Source organism: Anaerobiospirillum sp. NML120449 (genome assembly GCF_023051105.1).
Taxonomy (GTDB): Bacteria; Pseudomonadota; Gammaproteobacteria; order Enterobacterales; family Succinivibrionaceae; genus Anaerobiospirillum.
This window is the reverse complement of the sequence record NZ_JALKIL010000035.1, coordinates 32,295-51,708: the sequence shown is the minus strand read 5'-3', so window position 1 is coordinate 51,708 and position 19,414 is coordinate 32,295. Positions and strand designations below refer to the sequence as shown.

The following is a 19,414-nucleotide window of genomic DNA, read 5'->3' as shown; positions in this document are numbered from 1 at the left end:
TTGCTGCCCCTGACAAATTGAGTTAGTTGCTACTAAAGCACTCATTATTCTGGAGTTCTGACTCATGAAGTCAGATGCCTTGACAAACCACGCTGTCACAAGATCAGTAAAGCCAAGCTTGTATTTAGGAGGATAAGTTGCTGTTAGCCACTCCCTCTGTTCGGAACTAAGGTATTTACCGCCCACAAATGGCGGATTACCAAGTATGTAAGAGCACTCAGAGGCTGGAAGGATGTCGTTCCAGTCAGTAGTAAGGGCGTTGGCTCTGACTATGGTGGCCGATGACTTCAGGGGGATGGAGGACATGTTGGAGCCCAGGGTGGCATTGGCCTGCTGGTTCATCAGGTGCTGCATCAGCCACATCGAAACGTGTGCAATCTCCACCGGCCAGTCTTCGATTTCAATGCCATAGAACTGGTTTATGTCGATAAAGGACTCGGTCAGTGTGCCCTCACTGATGTACTCGAGAACCTGGTTTTCAAGGGTGCGCAGCTCCTTGTAGGTAACCAGCAGGAAGTTGCCGCAGCCGCAGGCAGGATCAAGGAACTTGAGCTTGCTCATACGCTCAAGAAATTCGTAACACTTCTTCCTGACCGTAGTCATCCTGGTGCCAGAGGCATCTGCTTTCCTTCTGATTTCATGAAACTCCTCGTAAAGAGCATCAAGAAACAGCGGCTTGATGAGCTTGAGGATGTTTTCTTCAGAGGTGTAGTGAGCGCCCATGTTGCGGCGTTCGGCCTTATTCATTGCGCCCTGGAACATGGAGCCAAAGACTGCAGGAGAGATGTCACTCCAGCGCAGGTTTCCGCAGTCAGTGAACTGATTGCGGGTAGCAATGTCAAACTCAGGAATAAAGCCGGTTTGTGCAAACAGTCCTCCGTTCACGTAAGGGAATTGAAGCAGCTCGTTGGCCACCTTGTTTTCGAGGCTCTTCCTGTCTTTTTCAGGCGTATTAAGTACTGTAAACAGGTCTTCAAAAAACTTTCTGGCGTTGGTGCCGTGCATGTCGACCAGTTTGTTGAAGGCATTGGAGAAGACATTTTCGTCTCCCTGGGGGAACACCCCTGTGTCCTCGGCAAAGAAGCAGAACAGTATGCGTACCATGAAACTGTTAAGTTGCTCCATGGAGTCACTGCTGATGTTGTTGTGGTCAGCAAGGGTGTCAAGCAGTCTTGTGAGTTTCAGGCAGGCCTTTCTGTCAGCCTCCTGGCTGGAGACAATACGGGCTCTGCGTCCTTCAAGCAGAGGCAGCATAAAGCTGTAGTAGCCAGGCAGATCCTCGTAGCCAATCACAAGGTTGTCATGCTCGATGGTATCGAACATATGAATGGTGTTAGGTGCAGCGCAGATCAGGTACTGGAACTTGTGTTTTGTTCCGGTTACTTCTTTGAGAGCGCGGACTGACTGCATAGCCGCAGCTGCATCAGCATCGTCTTTGACGAATCTGAAGTAGGCTGACCTGGAAATGGCAATATCCGGGCGTGCCATGGTCTCGTCTACTTCTTTGGAGGCGACATTAAAGCCAGGGGCATCCTGAAGAGCCATCTTAATGGAGTCATTGGCAATTCCGTACATTCTCAGAAGTTCTGCAAAGAGTGTCTCGGGCTCCCATTTGGCGAGCATGCTGTCGCACAGTTCTTTGATTTGAACGGAAAGGTCTTTTGAAGATTTCCTGGCCATGGCGGTTAAATCTCAATAAAAACGGGTGGGTAGGCAGTTGGGCAGAAGATCCCTCCGTATGGAAATGTACTGGCTGTTACATTAAGTCTGGATCTGGCTGCACCGTCGGACTATAAGATATCATTGTATGGTGTGTTTGCAATCTGCGGCATCGCGTTTTTTCTGGGCTCTCACATAATTTGCTCTTTACGACAGAGTACCCCGCAAATAGACTCTGTCAATTATGTTCAGGCTGGTCAAAAGAGGGGCAGATGCTGCCAATTCTGTTGAGGCAATCGTGCAGGTAAGACAATTTTGCAGATGCCAGTTTGACCTCTGAGTCGTGGCATCAGACAGAATTGAGCATGATTGCGGTGCAGCAGCTGTTGTGCAGGCAGTTGTGAGGGCTCTGAAGGCTAAAAGAGTGCAGCTGAGCTTAAGCACTTTGGAGCTGTTTAAGGGTACGGTTACCAGGCGGTGATAACTTGTTGCAAAACTATTGCGGCAATTAATTAATCTTGCTTTAATAATTGCGCCCAGCCGGGATACAGGCCTTTTGCGCGCCGTTACTGAGGCGTTTTGCCAATAGGGGGCATAGTCCTGTGATTGAATATTCCTGGTGTAAGTAAATCTCATAGTCAGAAAAGAAAACACCATGGCACAGACTACCTCTGCGTCAGCTTTATGCTCACACAGGCAGCTTCAGTGAAAGTAATTTCTGATGGCTGTGCTCCCAGTAGCTCCGTTCCCTAATCTGCTTATTAATTCCCGCTGCTGAGGCAGAACGGGAATGCTGTGCATTAGTGAACCTGTTATCTGGATGGATCTGGCCTGTCCTTATAAGCTTCAGACAGACATGATGCTGATCAGTCGGTGCGTGGAAGTGCCTGACTGTAATGTTGTTTAACCGGGGTGTAACTTGAAAGATCTCAATCAACTGCTGATGAGCCACGACATTCGTGAGAAGAACCTTGAGATGGTGCTCAGGACCCTGCACAAGGAGCAGGTATCTACTGCCACCAAGCTCAACAAGCTCACTGGTCTGTCCGTGGTGACCGTAAACAAGCTTTTAAGTCAGCTGGTCCAGTCCGGTCAGGTTCGTCTGGGCGCTCACACCAAGAACCTTAAGGGTCGCCCTGCTACTACCTATCACTTTAACGCTGCCTACAAGCTGGTATTGATCATTTCCTGTTACAAGCGTGGCGGACATGACTACGCCGGTTACTCCATACATGACCTGTTTGGAGAGTGTATTGAACGCCGCGAGGAGCTGCTTCAGGCCGTTCATACTGACGAGTTCCGCGTAGCAATTGAAAACTACATTGAGCGCTTCCCTAAGATTTCCATGATTGGCATCTCCATGCCATCAGATACCATCGGTGGTCGTATGGCTTCGGCTCTGCGCCGTGACCCTATGTCACGCCGTCTGGCCCAGCATCTCAAGAACCGTTTCCGTCTGCCTGTTTTCTTTGAAACAGATATCAATGCAGCAACTCTCGGTGCTTTCAAGCGCCACTCAGGCTACGAGTTCGTCTGCGGTCTTGCTCTGGTTCCAGGTCGCTCCCCTGTATGTTCTTTCTGCTACAACGGATCTCTTATCAGAGGTCGTGACGGCCTTGCAGGTGAGGTTAAGCACTTCCCTATGTATAACAACATAGGCATTCTGCCGCTTGAGCCTGAGGCCGCTGATGATCTGGCTGTACGCACACTGCAGGCTGTTACCTGCGTGCTCAACCCGGCTCTGATTGTTGTGTTTACAGAAAGCCTCAAGTCAGGCCCTGCTCTTGCTGATCGTCTTAAGCGCCGTCTGACCAACGAGGCTGAAATCGTTCTCATGCCTAAGATTGAAGTGACTGACAAGATTCGTGAAGACATTGTGTCAGGCATGATTACCTTGTGTCTGCAGCAGGTTAACAATCCAAGTCAGCCTTAGTAAGCACAGCTGCGCTGCAATCTGAACAGATTTAAAAGAAGCACCACTATTCGTTTTGTAAAGTGGTGCTTTTTTGTTTTGTGCAAATATAAGCTAATGTGACAGTAAGCTCTTGCTGGTAACTGCGATGTGTTCGTCTGATTCAGGCTGGACATAACTGCCTTATGCGATGTAGTCGTATGAATCGGGCTGGGCATAACAGCCTTATGCGATGTGGTCGTCTGCGTCAGGCTTAGCATAACGCCTGATGCTATTTGGCGCCCTTGAGGGCTCAGGCATCTGTAGCGCCCTTTATAAGTGCACTGTTGTGAGCTCAGGAACAGAATATTTATTTTTCATCATTTCTTTTGTGCTCATGCGCCTGGTATTGCTGTTATTCGTATGGACAAAATGTTCGCACACTCTTAACACTGCTGTCAGATGGCTCCTTATACAGTGCATACCTCTGGCTGTTTGTACTTTCTGCAGCTGTGTCTGGTTAATGAAATGCCGTGCAGGTCGGATCCGTCATGCGTTGTTTGTCTATACGGAACAGGCATGTAAACGATATAAAAAATATTTACCCTAAAAATTATTGGTGTTATACTGAACTGGCCATTTCATGGGGTTACCCGTGAGTGTGGACCTGCCCAGGCGCACTCAGAAAGTAAGTTTATTTTCTGAGTACACAGGGTAAGACAGATTTTTAAACTGTCCTGTCCTGAGCCAAAGGGCTTGAGGCTGAGATTCTGGTTGAGCATGACAGGCTGCATTATTCGGTTGCAGTGTGATGGTGCTTTACCGAACTGTTTCAGCTCTGCTGATGGTGATTACAGGCCTCTGTATTGCCGGCTATGAAACACCCTTGCTGACCACAGGTCTATGACCATGGTTGCGCGGGAGCGGTCGGCCAGAGGAAAGATTGCTGCAGCAGGGCTTCAGCATTGGCTGATATGATTAGCAACTTTGGTTGTGATTGTGGCAGGTGCCACCGCCTCCTCAAAATTCATAGAGGTGCTGTCATGTCAGAGTTTCAGCCTGATTAACCCTGCCGGAACAAGATTATCCGACCTGTGGCAAATGGCGGATGTCCGGCCGGGATGACTTTTGAGTCGTCTTTAATAACGACTCTGTACTTTGTGTAAAAAGGATCCACGTGCAAGGGATCCTGTATCAGACCGCTCCGGTTTTTCCGGTCAGGTCGATTCCGCTTTGTCTGCCCGGGCTGGTGTTCTGGCAGACAAAGCACCCCTGCCAATACGGCTCTTTGCGGCTCTGATAACACTACGGTTAAAAAATTTCACGGTATGGACATGCCATTGTGATTCATAAAATGTTTTATGAATGCATCCTCAATATGCGGATAATGGCGCACACCACCACTGTAAATGATGCCGGTGCCATACCATGGCAGAAGCCTTCAGGCCTGCCGCACCTTCCTGTTCTTTCCCTGTTTAGTGAACTTCTTATACCTGTCCCAGCACTTCATGTTCTGTCTGGATATGGGGCTGGTATGAGCGTGTATTAACAGATCACTGGCGTCAGCTGTACAAAGGATGCTGTTATGGAGCCGCTCCGGGGCGTCTCACACGGGGCTGACAGAAAGGTGCATCACTTTCTAACTTTGTTTGATTTTCTGACAGCAGTTCTGGTCCTTTATCTGCCCGGCCAGTGCAAATCACTCTGCAGCTTCGCTACATCATACTGTAGCGTCGCTGTATCATATTGCAGCTTCGCTGCAACTGCTGACAGGAATGCCATAAGCCCGGCATGATCTGATTAAGTAAGTGACCGGATAGCGGTGCTTATTGCCCTGATGTTTTGTGATACTTATCAGGGGGCATCAAAAGAGTCCGCCTGCAGTGCAGTGTCAGGCAGGTATATTTCAGTGTGTAAGTGGACAGTGCCCACGCGGCACGGCAAAGAGTCATAGAGCTTCGACCTTGAGTATGACTTTCTGCACAGATCCTGTGCATACAAGGAAGATAACATGAGAAAAGCTAACGCTTCATCAACATCCAGTGCTGCTTCAGGCTTTGAAAAGAATAACGAGCAGGTGACCACTACTTCAGCTAACTGGGGTCAGCAGCGTCGTCTGGAGTTCATTGACTTTCGTCTGAGCTGCGATGGCCGCCTTAATCGTCGTGACCTGGTGGAGTTTTTTAATATCTCTGTACCACAGGCCTCACTTGATCTGTCCCGATACAATGCTCTGGTTCAGGAGGCATTTCCTCCTCGTAATAACCTTTCCTACGATCGTCATCTGAAGTACTACATCAGAACTGACGACTTCAAGCCACTGTTCCCTGAGCTGAGTTCTCCAAGGGTATATCTCAATGATTTGCTTGGTCTGAACATGGGTACTATTCCAGCCAGCCGTAATATCTTCGGCTATATCCCTGGAATGGCTGTGTCCATGGTTCCTCAGCCACTGAACAACATCGACTCAACCATGCTGTTCAACCTCATTGAGTCTATACGTGAGCGTATGGCTGTTCATATCACCTATATGAACATGGCCTCAGAGAATGATACCGAGCATCTGATAGCTCCGCATGCTTTTGCTTTCGATGGCCGCCGCTGGTATGTACGCGCCTACTGCTACTACCGTCATGGCTTCCGTGACTTTGTGCTTTCCCGTATTGTGCGCTGCGACAGCCCTGATATTCCTGCCCCTAACGATCGCTATGCTGACCCAATGGGTAACGGATTCCGTGAAATGGGTACCGGCCCTGAGGATGATCGCGACTGGAACGAGTTTATTGACCTTGTTCTGCGTGCTAACCCTAGACTGCCGCGCCGTCGTCGCCGCGCTATTGAAATGGATTACGGCATGGAAGAGAACGGCACTCTTACTTTCACCACCCGCCGCTCTCTGGTCTATTACGCACTGGATTACTTCAATCTGGCAGACATGAGCCCTGAAGGCCGTGTTATGCGCGAAAATAACGAATTTATCCTCGACAACGAAATGGAAATTGTCCGTCGCCTTTCTGGCGGCCGCTAAACCATAATTCTGCAGCAGCCTTTTGCTGCCGAGGCTTGTTTACGGCTCTTTGTCTGAGAAATATCTGATTACGATGCGGCTACGGCCGCATTTTTCGTTTCTGGCCGCCTGACAGCAGGTCTCATCGCGTTCAAAGTCTGACTGCCTGGGATCCTGAGGGTATGAAATTATGTCTGGATCCCAGGTTCATTACGAAAGCGTTTTCCTGCCTGAGCACAATACTGTATGTTCCAGGTCACGATATCGGTATTTATGCGGGATTTTGGCTTGCCTGGTATGGTCAATTAAACGATAATGGACCTGGTGATACTGGCATTGGTTTCTGTAACTATGCCATACCCTGCACAGCCTGATTATGGGCTGCGAAAGAATACTGTTCACAAATGCCGTTTTCATCTCTGCCTCCCTGAGATGAAGAGTTGACATCTGTCATCTGACATTCCTGTCTTTAGCCTGAATGTTTATCGCTATGATCAGGCCTGATTTCATATTTTCACTGCTGTTTTCGCTGCTGTAAGCAGCCTCATCTCAGCTAATGACAGAACAAGAATCCTGATACCGGAACCGCTCATTTAAGATGGACTCGCATCAGGACATTAAGGAGACACCTCATGCTTAAATCTGCCATAACAGCTCTGCTGAGCTTTTGTGTGCTGGGCTTAAGTAACGTATCCTCTGCTGCCGAGGACACCCAGATTTCCCTTGAAGATTTTGCATCTCATTTCAAGGATCAGCGCTCCTGCATGCTGGGCGCAGCAGTTGTTCACGAATACCTTTACGTGCTTAAGAATCTACCTGACGAGGGCTGGCAGTCTCTTATCGAAGAGGCTGATGTACGTGTTGATCTGCCTGTCAAGGCTGAGCTGATTAAAAAGCTCTCCACAGATGTACTGCTTGATGAAATAGGCATGGCCCGTTCGGAAATCCTTGTTGTCGGAAGCCTTATTGAGCAGAAGGACGATTACGATCGCATCAACGCCAGCGACTACGACAAAAATTACTGGAACAAGCATTTTGACCATCTCTATGACAAGTGCGAGCTTAAGTTCCAGGAGTTTGAGTACACCGCTGAAGATCTTGAGAAAATCCAGAAAGAAGTATCCAATGGCGCTGCCATGAACAAGCAGAGCAGCTGGGATGACTTTACCGAGCTCTACATTGACTTTGACTGGACTTTGGATGCCCAGGGCAACAAAGTACCTAAGAAACAGTAAGCCACCATGGGACAATAAGGCACCTCGGAAACAGTAAGCTCCCTGTTGATCAATAAGGGCCACGATGAGCATTAAGGCAAAGTCATGAGTGGGCCAGAGCCGTCATTAAGGCTCTGAAATTATGTTCTGAATCCTGATACTTTTAGCTCTCTGCCAGCCACCCGGCCATGCTGCCTGTCACGACCGGGTGGGCTCATGAAAGACTTATTCTTCACATACTAAGGATAATCTTTTATCCACAGATGTTGATGGCTGCTCTGCCCAGCACGTATTACCAAGCGAAATCCTGATTTGTATGAGTGAAAGACATTTTAACCTGCAGCTGCATGACGGTTCTGTCAGCGGTCGTATCACTGTTACTGGCGGTCTGGACAGCAGTGTTGTTGTTATGAAAGTTCCCCGCAGACTTATAGGCAGCTCCGACAGCATCAGATACATTCACAATGCCGGAGCTTACGTGCTGATCGGACCTTCATCAGCTGAGGGTAAAAAGTACTGTGCCTGGGCCGGGTATACCGATGACCTCATCAAGAGGCTCAGACAGCATATAACCATGGCGGACAGGGATTTTTTCACTCATGTTGTCTTCATTACCCATGAAAACAACAGGATGAACCGTGAAGTTATCGCCTGTATGGCAGACAGCCTCAAAGAGCTGATTAAGGCATCTGATCTGTACGAACTGTACAATGCAAGAGAACCTGACAGGGAAGTCATAACCGGGTTCAGCAAGGACTCTGTACAGGACTTCCTGGAAACAGGACTGATCATGTCCTCTCTGGTGGGCTTTAATCTTCTCGACCCGGAAAGTGAACCTGCCACATCTAAATCAGCTTTTAACCATGCGGCTGATCAGGCAACTACTGACCAGACAACCACTGACCAGACAACCTGCAGTACTGACAATACCGGAGCCAGCCAGAAGAGGGCTGACTATACCGAGGCCAGCCAGAATGGTGCTGACATCAGCAAAACGGATAGAGCTGACACCGTCAGTACATACGGTGCTGATACCTGCCAGAAGAAGAGCTCCTGCGGCAATGTGTCTGCACAGCAGTCAGGTGGAGGTGCCGAGCACGGGCAACAGGACCTGCTGGTTAATAAGACTGGCAGTGACTGCACCAGGCAATCTGGAGCGGCCAGTGGAAAGGAGCAGTCTGAAACTGTCAAACGGGCTGAAGAAAGGATTGTTATCACTGATCCCGTCGATGTAATTTCCGGTCATAAGACAGGACGACAGTCCTTTGTAAATGTTGGTCCGGCAAGAGATCTTTCCTTTATTCATCAGGAAGTTCATGGCTGCGACAGCCCTGTTGAGGCATGGGTTGAGAAAACTGACGACGGCTATACCGTGCTTAAAGGCAGTACCATTGTGGTTAATGATGACCCGTTTGTGAACTCATATGATGTCATGTTCAAAAAGCAGATGCTCTGCGATGGTCAGCTCAGTGCTGTGAGCAGAGGATCAGTACTTTATAAACTGGAAAGGAATGTAGATCTTAATTCTGAAGCAGACGTGGGGTGTTTCCTTACCGGAGGCGCTGCCCGTGCCGGTGAACTGGCGCGTACGTGCGTCAGATCCTTTGCCATTACAGGGACTACGAAAAGCAACAGGCGCCTGACCTCCAGAATCTATGCAACCCGGGTATCGAAAAATTACAGTATTGTACTGATCAAAGGATCAGAGATTTTCGTCAGCCTCGCGTCATACATGAAGCCTGTTGTTGTGGATATGAGGAGCAGGTTGCTTAAAAGCGGTGGTCTTTATGACCATGGTGATTACCTGGAGCTGATGGAGGATGTGCTTTTCACATCAGCCTCAACAGCGGCCGAATTTGTCAGGGGCTATTCTGTAAATGGCAGGGAAGCCTGGAAAAATGATAATGGTCAGACCTTCAAAGAGGTCTTTCCCTGATTTGATGCCCGCTCGTCATTTTGCTGATCAATGATGGAGCGGGAAGCAGCCTCTGAGCGCAAGCTCAGGGGCTTTGCTGTATATTGGGCTGTATAATGTCAATGCAGGCTTATTTTCGTTCCTGTATGGACCTGCAGTCAGTCTGTTCATGGCATGTCTGCAGCACGGCAGGCGTTACGGCTGCTACTGCAGCAGGGGCGGCTGTAAACGTTGCGGCAGCTACTGCTGCAGCTCATGCAGCTGCGGCGGCTGCGCAGACAGGCACAAGTGGCCATTGTTTCTTTGGCGTCTGAGTTAATTGAGCTGTTCTTCGGAGTTGTTATGACAGGATTTGGCAATATTGACCCTCAGCAAAACGAGGGTGTTCTCACAGTTTTTTCCTGTCCTGATGGACCTGAGGGTGTGCGCACTTTGTGCAGTAACGGTACTCTCAGTATGACAGTGTTTACTGCAACCATGGACAGTACTGCTGCAAGCGAACAGACAGCTGTCTCCATGGAGCAGCCTGGAATTTACCTGGTATATGGTAACAGTGAGCTGCATGTGGGCTGCACCGACAGCCTCAATGCCGTTCTCAACGCTTTAAAGGACGGTCAAAAGAGCAAAGGCAAAGCCCATGTTAAGCTGCGTGCACCCGATGGGGCCTGGTGCTTTATGGGCATAGCCGCTGCCGGACTTGCCGGTGGACGTGCGACGCTGAGCTGCCTGCTGACCATGATTGTGGATCGTGTTGAGAGCGGGGTGCTGAGTGCATGTGTGCTCAAAAGACATGGAAACTGTTCTTTTGCTCTGGGAGAAGTTCAGTTCAATGCAGCGTATGAGGCCTGTGATACAGCTGTGAGCATGCTCAGCGACCAGCGTCTTTGTGACAGTGATACCCCATGGCTTACATTCACTTCATGTACAGACTATTACCCACGCCTTACTGTATTTAACAGCAAAGTTGCCGGTCATGACATTGTGGCCAGTGGTGAGGTGCTATACGAGCTTGAGGGCAGCAGCACTGTTGCCTTACGAAGGGGATCGCATATATGCAGAGCAGGAGGTCGCGCTTCACCTTTCCAGAGTCTTGATAAGGACTTAAAGGCACGTGAATCTCTGGTTGCCGTTAATGACGAGCCAGGTGTTTATCTGCTAAGAGAGGATGTAGTCCTGAGCTCTTATGAGCTGGCCGCATCATTTATCACCGGAATTGCGGCAGACTCACGTATCGGCTGGGGTGCTGCACCAGCCCTTTTTAGTTTATACAGCTGCAAGTCTGTAGGTCATGACGTCAGGGGGCGCTTGGCAATTCATGAGTCTGAAGGCTGTGAGACTGTTCAGGTCCTCAGAGGCAGTGTTGTCATGGGCCCTGATTTCCCTGGCACCTCCTCACATATTGCAATATTCAAGGAAAAGCTCATTGCTCAGGGCAGCCTTACCTTAAAGGGTGACTATTGCGTTATGGAGGACGATCTTATCTTTAAGAGCCGTACCCAGGCAGGCACTTTTATCACAGGAACAAGAGACCTCAGTCGCGATCTCTGGGACAATGGCGTGGCATCGAGCCAGTCTGTGCAGTAGCCCCCATTTTCAGCCGCATAAATTTTGTGAGCTCGATCCATAATGCTCAGCAATAACTTCTTGAGTAATGCTCCTGTCATCAGGTATGCTGTCCCTGAATATGACAGCAAGTACTGTGCTTTGAAAAGAGCTCGTAAAACGCTTTCTAAAACCTGATATCAATCAATCAACAAACAAACATACAGAAAGTGTTCAATATTTGAGCCTGTAATCATTAAAAGCGGTATCTGAGTTCATAGCAGTAATTCACAGCCGCAAGCAAGGCAGCACAGCAGTACTCAAATCCAGGTACAGTCCCGTACCGAAATGGATGCCATGAGGAAGCGTCAACGCCCAGAATAAGACACAGTCTGCAGCACCCTGCATCACCCGTGCTGCAGCAGCTGACGCCGCCTGAGGCAGTATCATCGCACGGGGTAAGACACAGTCTGCTGCACCCTGCAGCCCCGTGCTGCAGCAGCTGACGCCCCTGAGGCAGTATCATCGCACTGAGTAAGAAACAGTCTGCTGCACCCTGCAGCACCCGTGCTGCAGCAGCTGGTATTGCCCGAGGCAGTATCATCGCACGGAGTAAGACTCAGTCTGCTGCACCCTGCAGCACCCGTGCTGCAGCAGCTGACGCCGCCTGAGGCACAGCCATATAACCAGTACGCCAGCAGCTCTGCGCTGCAGCAAGGGCTGGCAACAGGCATGGACAGTTCTGCCCTGTCCATAAGCTCATCTAAAGAAGCCCAATTCCTGCATCAGGCCCTCTAAGGCCGCGCATTTGCCCGCATCGCCATGGTAAGACTGTTGCTGCTGCATATCAGCCATGATGAGCCGGTCAGCACGAATCTCTGCATGTCAGCAATGATGAACCGGCCAGAGCTAATCTCTGCATGTCAGCAATGATGATCCGGCCAGAGCTAATCTCTGAATGTCGGCACGCTCTCAGGTACAGATGCATGCAGATATCCGGGGCCTGTGGACTGTTGACTGATCGTGGCAGTATTGTGCTTATGCCAATGTCAGTCAGCATGTCCTGTAAGGCAGATAACAGTTAAAACAGTATGGACGGACCTTGAGGTTCGTTGCTTTTAAGAACAGGGCTGCAGCAGGCCCGGCATACAATGGGAGCAGGTAGCATGAGGTTATTTGAGTGGGATTCTGATTACAATAATTTCTTTGACAATCCATGTTTTTCTGACCCGCAGAGATTAAACAGCAGCCTGATCTTTGCTCATTTGCCAAGGGAGCCTGTGCTTCATGCTTTCAGGTACCGCCCGTCAGGTGCTGATGCGGCTCCTGTAGAAGATGCAAGGTTAAAGCAGCCTGGTATTTACTTTATAAACCGCAATGGTGATGTAACTCTTGGGTATTGCGAGAGTCTTCAGGACATGGTGAGCAGCTTTGCGTCCCAGCCCGATCTGGACCGTTTTACCGAGCTGTATGGACTGGCAATTCCTGAGGACAGAGCTCATGAAGATGGCATTAACTGGCTGTGCAATGTGTTTCAGGCTAGTTTGAAGCGTACCAGCAGCAAAGACAATCCCTCCTCCTTTCATTTTTGTAGCAGGGTATTCCGCAAGGGGGCAAAGCTTTTTGCTCTTACCGACTCTGAGCACTTTGCAATGGACGAAGTGTTTGTCAGAGGTCGTAACCTTCTGTTCATGCTCAGTTCCACCCTTTTTAACCTGTGTGATACAGGCTTCCCAGTCAGTAAAGCCTTCGTGGAGGAGGAAGAAGATGATGATGACGACAAAGGATGGGACTGGGATGAAGAAGATGATGATGAATATTATGATGAAGATTATGAATCAGAGTCTGAAGATCGCAGCCAGGACAGCTACGACACAGATTATTATGATTATGTAGATGGCACAGACTTCTGTCACTGCCCTGCTGAAAGGGCCAAAGAGGGGCCTGACACCCCCTACCTCTGCCACAGACCTCTTAAACTGGAGCCCAACAGAATACTGTTCAGACGCAAGGTTGGAGGACATGAGATTATAGCCGGTGGCAGTGAGCTGCACGAGCATAACTGCACCCATGTTACCGTCACCAGAGGCTCGTATGTCTGCAGAGAGAAGAATGAGCTCAAAGGCAGGCTTGCACGTCTTAACAGCAGACTGATAAATAGTCATGCCCTGAAAGAGCATGACTCGGGCAGCAGCATTTTTATCCTTCAGGAGGATGTCATTTTTGAAAATCATGCTGATGCTGCAACCTTTATTACAGGTATCAAAAGTTCAGGCGATGGCGGCTGGAGCAAGCCTGTCGGGATCAGAACTCTTACCCTTATGCACGGGGCTCGTCAGGCACGTGTCGAGGTGGCTCTTCACAGGACAGAGCAGAGCCATACCCTTGAGGTTTTGCCTGGCTCTCAAATACTGGGACCGGAATTTGTCATACACAGCCCTGAAATGGCCCGTCTCAGAGATCTGCTCATCAAAAACAAGTATATAGGCATGACTGACCACTGGACAGGAAAGCTTAATTTCAGCATCTTCTTTACCAGCCTTTCTGACGCAACTGTGTTTCTTTGCTGCAAACGGGAGGCGGCTCATAAAATGCTGGAAGGATTTGAAAAATACCCTTATTACGAAGATGTGATAATTATTGAGTCTCTACGGGTTCAGGCTGAAATCTGAAGAAAACACTTAAGAACGTACCATCTGAGGCTCCTGATACTTAATGAGCCGTACCATTTTGCCCGCTTCTCTTGTAAGGGAGTCTTCGATAAGTCCGGATTGAGTGATAACGCCATTGGCATTACCTGTTGAAGCAACAGAGACTTTTGGTCAATCGTTCGTCAGGCAGTGGGCCGGGCATTTTACGTAAGGCGGAAGTGGACCGGGCATTTTACTGAAGGGCGGGGCGTTTTATTGATGTGTTCCTGTGAGTTTTGTAAAGAAACTTTTCGATTATGTAAATTTGAGCAGAACATTGAAAGACAGCCGCCACAAGGAGAAAGATAATGAAGCTATCTGTTAGCAAAATCTTTGGAGATAAATTTAATCCTCAGGTCAGATGTGCAGTCGGAGATGACGATTCATTTCAGATATGTGCCTCTGGTAAGTGCACTGAATTAATGGCATTTAAGATTGATACAAAAAGTAAATCTTTTGTAAAGCATAAGAAGTTGCTGGATCGTCCGGGACTGATATTTCACATCACAAAAACATACGATTATGTCGGCGGCTCTCCCGATAAAGGCAGAGTCTCAGCAGATAACTTAATCATGCAGGTGCTTTCCTCCATGATTGACGGATCATCTCCTGATAAAGGCAGTGTCTCAGCAGATAACTCAGTCATACAGGAGCTTTTCACCATTATTGACGGATCATCTCCTGATAAAGGCAGTGTCTCAGCAGATAACTCATTCATACAGAAGCTTTTCACGTTTATTGACGGATCATCTCCTGATAAAGACTATCCCACAGTAGACTGCTCAATAAGAGAGATTGATTCCACCATTTGGACAAGCTCGAGTCTTTATGAGGATCTTGAACGTTATTATTCTGATACCAGCAGCAAAGTTCTGTGCCTTGTTGTGGATGAAAGTCTCCTTGACAGCAGAGGACTTGCCTGTCTGGCTGTGACTTTCTGTATAGTGTTAAATGGCGGAGCAGAAACAGAGAGATCCAGTGACTTGATCTGTAGAAAAGCCAGCATAATGTCCGGAGACACATGTTTTTATCTGAGAAATTCTGAGTTTGAGCATGCAGACAAGGTCTATGAATATGCTTTCCAAATGCTTAAGAAATATGACAGTACTGCTTTCGAAGAGCCTTCATTCATGATATGCCCTTCACCTGACATTTTTTTCAAATGCAGATTATTAAGGGTAAGATATTTTGGAAAGGAGATTCTTGCCTCTGTAGAAAATTATATAAAGCATACAGCACCCTATGTTCGTATTCGTAAGGGATCGCTTATTCTGGTCCTTGATAAGGAACAGCCGGCTCAGGTCGATAAAAGGCTCATCTGGGTCCCGCAGCAGATGAACTATCTTATCAGTGATCTTAAGGACAGGAAGATGCTTGTTCCTGTTGACGACAGTCAGCTGCGCAGTTGTGTCTCATTTGTTTCAGAGAAAGCTACTGAGATATCAGATATCAGATATAAGATTTACAGACTGTGTGAGGACGTTGTCTGTAACAGTGAAAACAGAGCTGGTGGGTTCATAAATGGCGGTTTAAATCTCACGTTTGAGCAGTGCTGGACATACGAGGATACTCACTACTTCTACTTAATCAGAAAGGAGACTAACGGACCATCAGGCGATGTCTTTTTCTATCAGCTCTGGGACCAGCAGATTGTCCAGTTGTGTTATGGCTCCAGGATTGACGGTCTAATCGGCCGTAGTGCCGAGCAAAAACAGTATCTAAAAGAGCTTACAGGACAGAAGCGACTTAAAAAGATTCACGGCGGCTTCATGCTGATGGAGGACATGTTCTTTAGCAGTTGCGCTCAGGCTGCATCGTTCATATGTGCAAACGCCACAGACAAAAAGGATCTGTTCGTAAAAAATACCCACAGAATGTTTTATATGTAGTCAGCTGCCTGTAACTGGTACATGGCAATTGCCGTTTTCCTACATGTTCAAATTGAGCGTCAGGCACATAATCAGGCACAAGGGGCACGCTGCCCGGGGGCTCCGGCTCCGTATAGTCCCGATCCCCGGAGCCCAGGCTCCCCATAGTCCCGATCCACGGGGCTCATGCTCTCCGGAGCTCCCGATTCCTGTAGTCCAAATTGCCTGGCGCCTTGTGCACGTACCACTGATACATTGAAGCTCACTGTGATCTGACGCCAGGCGTCCACATACCCAGATGGCCGCAGGTCCCAAATCATGAAGGATGATTGAGATTTAATGGACAGGGCTGCCTTCTGTTATGTGGCCAGTTCATCTCAGCTTTCAATTGCACTTTGCCATTTAGCTTCCATAAGGTTTTATAAATACATCTCATTGAGCATTCGTGCTGAACTGGGCAGGCAAATGCCTGTATCTGGCTGCAGACACTGTGATTAAGCCACCTGAACAGACACTGTGACTGTCCATCCGTTCCTGCCATCCAGGCTGAGCCATTCATAATCAACACGCCTTCTTCCAGCCTCTCTGTCATATCATCCCATGGCATCATGCCGCTCTAAAGCGCAACACTGGCTGACCACAATTTACAGGCAGGCTCAGGAGCAGTATGCAGCAGAGCTGGACGGGGGCAGGGAATCTGCTCTTGCACCATTGTCTTTCACTATCTGCCTCTGGTCAGCATAGCGGTTTGCTGTCAGAGCATGTGGAAAACAATCATCTGCACCGAATTGGCTTTGGTTACGCCATTGCGCTGTCATTATGTGGATCATGCCAGCACAGCACGGTATCTGCACTGCTGTGCGGCATGCCGCGCATCGTCAGTGCAGCTGTCGAGCCATGCAGTGTGGTGACAGACGCCATGTTGTGCGTACATGCAGTGATGCTGATGCTTGATAATTGGCCGGAGCTGGAGCCGGAGGCGGGGTTGGGCATGGTCAGGGTGGCATAATAAGTATGGATTGTGGTCGGGATCGTCTCCCCTTTAAAGGGAAAGTATATGATACTGTTAAGCTAATCATGTTTGCTCAGCCATATTGCTGTAAGATAGAACAGGTTGCAGAGCTGTCTTTTCTGTCAGGTCATTTTGGCGTCAGATCTGTCACAGCTGTAACTTTATGGCAAAGTGTCTGTAAAACGCTGACGCCGCCATGGGATAATGATTTTTCAGTCAAACAGTCACCATACGGTTTACCACAACTGGGCCTGCGTGGGCTTTAGCGTGTTTTGTCTTCGAGGCTTACAGCTGTAAGTAACGTTCCGGTCAGGGGTATTTTATGAGTAATGATAGTAATAACTCCATTCGTGAAGTTTTTCTGCACATGTACAATAACATCTCCCCTGATGCTGTCATGGAGACACATCGTGGAGAGAGCCTGATTTCAGGTAACTTTGCTGATGATGAATTTGGCTTTGCAGGTACCGATGCCGACATCGAGGTGCCCGGCGAGATGTTTGACGGCCAGCCTGAAGGCCGTGATATCGAGACAGCTGATGACAATGATTTGCTCCTGCCTGAATCTCAGGTAAGAGGCAGCAAAGATGACTCTGTCAGCCCAGATGAGTCTGAAGAGCTAAGTCTTGATGATCTTGATGCCAGCCTGATGGATGCTGCCGCAGATCGCATTATTGATATTCTTGAGAACAACAGGCCTGACTTTTCCGCTGAAGAGGGCACTTTCGAATGTGATGGTTCCAGCTCTGGAGCCGCCGGAGGCGCCAGCCAGTGCACTGGTGAGACCAGAGGTGATTCCCTCAGCGTGGAAAGCGACATAATGAGTGATTTGCCTGATGTCAGCGATTTGGGAATTGATTCAGGAATGCTTCTCAACATTGAAGATCCTGATGAGGTAATTTCCCGGCTGCAAAGCATGCGCGCCGGCAAATCATATGATGACGACCAGGAGTTCCGTCTCAATCTGGTTATCCAGCGTATCGAAGAGCTCAAAGCATGGCGTAATAACAGTGTCCCATGGGGCAAGGACATTGACGGTAACAGTTCTGCATATGTTGAGGACTGCAGCTGCAATGCAGGAAGTCAGATGTGCAGCCGCTCAGGTACCTGCATGCCTCAGTGCCCTGACTGTGACCATACTGTAATTGGTACCTCAACTGAACGTGCTGCCGAGACTCTGACTTTCAAGCGCATAAGAGATGAAAAGGAGTATGCAAGTCAGACCCTGATCGGCTCACCGCTTGACTGTGCATTTGTGGCTCAGCAGTCTCCTGATGCTCTGGTAAGTGCAGTACGTATCCCTTTCAGACATAACCTCGATCTGGACATGAGGGAGCTGCTTGATCATGGTGGTATGTTCTTTGTCACCGGTTCAGAGCCTGGTTTCTTCTCATTTACCTCCAATCTGTCAGCTCAGTTTGACAAGTACTGCAACCAGAACTACACCTATAACTGTGTCTTCAATGCTGTAGTGCTGCGTACTGACGTTATTGACCCTGTGGTCAGCAATTATGTTTGCAGAATGCTGACCTACATGTATCTTTTCTATCAGGGTCGCGAGCTGCACCAATACAGCTACCCTTCAAGCTTTGCCCTTACCGGAAACGAATTCCGTGAGGCATCCCGTCTTATTGAGCAGGCCAGAGTGGTACTTAAGACCATCAGACCTGATATCTTTAAAGGCCGTCAGCCATGGAATAAAGAGTTCTGTGCTTCAGGCCGTTCTGTCATCAGCTCCAGCCTCAATCTTCCATATGGCGACAGTGCCGTTAAATGCTGGCGTGAGGACTTTTTCAACCAGACCGGCCCGGCCGTACGTATCCACAAAGGCGCTCAAATCTGGGTGGGCAAGGGCCGTAGACTGCCTGACGAGGTTATTGATCTCTGGCAGCGTCTGCTCTACGAGGGCAACATGGTCAGGTCTCAGGGCCGGGGCCGCCAGTACTACACTCTGCTTGATGACATATATCTGGGCGGAGGCTGGCTGGCCAGCTATTTCCTGGCCGGCAGCCGCCATGATGATGTTGTGCCTGACGTATGGACCAGATGCCGCCGTTATCAGCTGCACAGCCGCCTTGATAAAGCACGCATTGACTGCACCTTTGCCCAGACCATCACCAGAGGGGTAAAAGAAGTCATGCTCTTTGCTGGCAGCAAAGTGGCATCACGTGATGCACCGGGTACTGACACTAAGGTTCAGGCACTCAAGGATGAGCTCATTGCCAGTGGCCGCATGAAAGACAATGGCATCTGCGCTCAGCTCACAGATGATGTGCTTTTTGCCCGCAGTGCCGAGGCTTCAGCTTTCATAGCCGGCAACAAAAAGGACGCTGCCGCCCTGTGGAAGCTCAAAACTGTCCACTCACTCTGACATAACAGGGCCAGGCTTCAGGTCAGGGCCACGGCATCAGCCTGGTCCCTGACTAAGCTGAGCCACGGCATGGCATCAGCCCAGCCCAGCCCTAAGTGCAGCGCCATGGCATCAGCAAGCCTGGGCCTGCAATGCCCTTGGCTAAACTGAGCTGACGCTGCGTACAGCGCAATGACTCAGGCCAGCTGCCCGCTCAGAACATGGTCAGCCTTGCGTATGCGGCAGGTCGTCATGGAAGCTGCTGT

10 protein-coding genes are annotated in these 19,414 nt (G+C 49.1%); 9 read left to right on the top strand and 1 reads right to left on the bottom strand.

All coding sequences use genetic code 11. The features are described 5' to 3' along the window. Positions 1-1,680: DNA methyltransferase (locus MXE41_RS09940; RefSeq protein WP_247100374.1), on the bottom strand; the 1,680-nt coding region annotated here is incomplete at its 3' end. An 898-nt stretch (positions 1,681-2,578) separates the two neighbouring features. Between MXE41_RS09940 and MXE41_RS09935 the strand changes: the two genes are divergently transcribed. The 9 genes from MXE41_RS09935 to MXE41_RS09895 all read left to right on the top strand — a co-directional run bounded on the left by MXE41_RS09935 (position 2,579) and on the right by MXE41_RS09895 (position 19,169). Continuing rightward, positions 2,579-3,592, top strand: a complete 1,014-nt coding sequence (locus MXE41_RS09935) for an ROK family protein (protein WP_246977871.1) — start codon at positions 2,579-2,581, stop codon at positions 3,590-3,592. 1,969 nt (positions 3,593-5,561) lie between these two features. After that, positions 5,562-6,578 carry a WYL domain-containing protein gene (locus MXE41_RS09930; protein ID WP_246977872.1) on the top strand — a complete coding sequence of 339 codons (1,017 nt, stop codon included), beginning with the start codon at positions 5,562-5,564 and terminating at the stop codon, positions 6,576-6,578. A gap of 611 nt (positions 6,579-7,189) precedes the next feature. Then, entirely contained in the window at positions 7,190-7,792 is a 603-nt protein-coding gene (locus MXE41_RS09925; protein WP_247100373.1) for a hypothetical protein, read from the top strand. Positions 7,793-8,087: 295 nt separating this feature from the next. After that, entirely contained in the window at positions 8,088-9,707 is a 1,620-nt protein-coding gene (locus tag MXE41_RS09920) for a DUF4357 domain-containing protein (RefSeq protein ID WP_247100372.1), read from the top strand. Between the two features lie 267 nt (positions 9,708-9,974). Continuing rightward, entirely contained in the window at positions 9,975-11,270 is a 1,296-nt protein-coding gene (locus MXE41_RS09915) for a hypothetical protein (RefSeq protein ID WP_247100371.1), read from the top strand. Positions 11,271-12,394: 1,124 nt separating this feature from the next. Next, positions 12,395-13,900: a hypothetical protein gene (locus MXE41_RS09910; protein ID WP_247100370.1), complete on the top strand. Its 1,506-nt coding sequence runs from the start codon at positions 12,395-12,397 to the stop codon at positions 13,898-13,900. Between the two features lie 326 nt (positions 13,901-14,226). Further along, positions 14,227-15,807, top strand: coding sequence for a hypothetical protein (locus MXE41_RS09905; protein WP_247100369.1), 1,581 nt, complete (start codon positions 14,227-14,229; stop codon positions 15,805-15,807). Between the two features lie 646 nt (positions 15,808-16,453). Next, positions 16,454-16,795, top strand: coding sequence for a hypothetical protein (locus tag MXE41_RS09900; protein ID WP_247100368.1), 342 nt, complete (start codon positions 16,454-16,456; stop codon positions 16,793-16,795). 325 nt (positions 16,796-17,120) lie between these two features. Beyond that, positions 17,121-19,169, top strand: coding sequence for a hypothetical protein (locus tag MXE41_RS09895; RefSeq protein ID WP_247100367.1), 2,049 nt, complete (start codon positions 17,121-17,123; stop codon positions 19,167-19,169). Positions 19,170-19,414 lie beyond the last annotated feature (245 nt).

Coding starts and splice junctions, on each gene's coding strand:
- MXE41_RS09920 (WP_247100372.1), top strand. CDS start 8,088: ATGAGTGAAAGACATTTTAACCTGCAGCTGCATGACGGTTCTGTCAGC.
- MXE41_RS09925 (WP_247100373.1), top strand. CDS start 7,190: ATGCTTAAATCTGCCATAACAGCTCTGCTGAGCTTTTGTGTGCTGGGC.
- MXE41_RS09930 (WP_246977872.1), top strand. CDS start 5,562: ATGAGAAAAGCTAACGCTTCATCAACATCCAGTGCTGCTTCAGGCTTT.
- MXE41_RS09900 (WP_247100368.1), top strand. CDS start 16,454: ATGCAGCAGAGCTGGACGGGGGCAGGGAATCTGCTCTTGCACCATTGT.
- MXE41_RS09910 (WP_247100370.1), top strand. CDS start 12,395: ATGAGGTTATTTGAGTGGGATTCTGATTACAATAATTTCTTTGACAAT.
- MXE41_RS09905 (WP_247100369.1), top strand. CDS start 14,227: ATGAAGCTATCTGTTAGCAAAATCTTTGGAGATAAATTTAATCCTCAG.
- MXE41_RS09895 (WP_247100367.1), top strand. CDS start 17,121: ATGAGTAATGATAGTAATAACTCCATTCGTGAAGTTTTTCTGCACATG.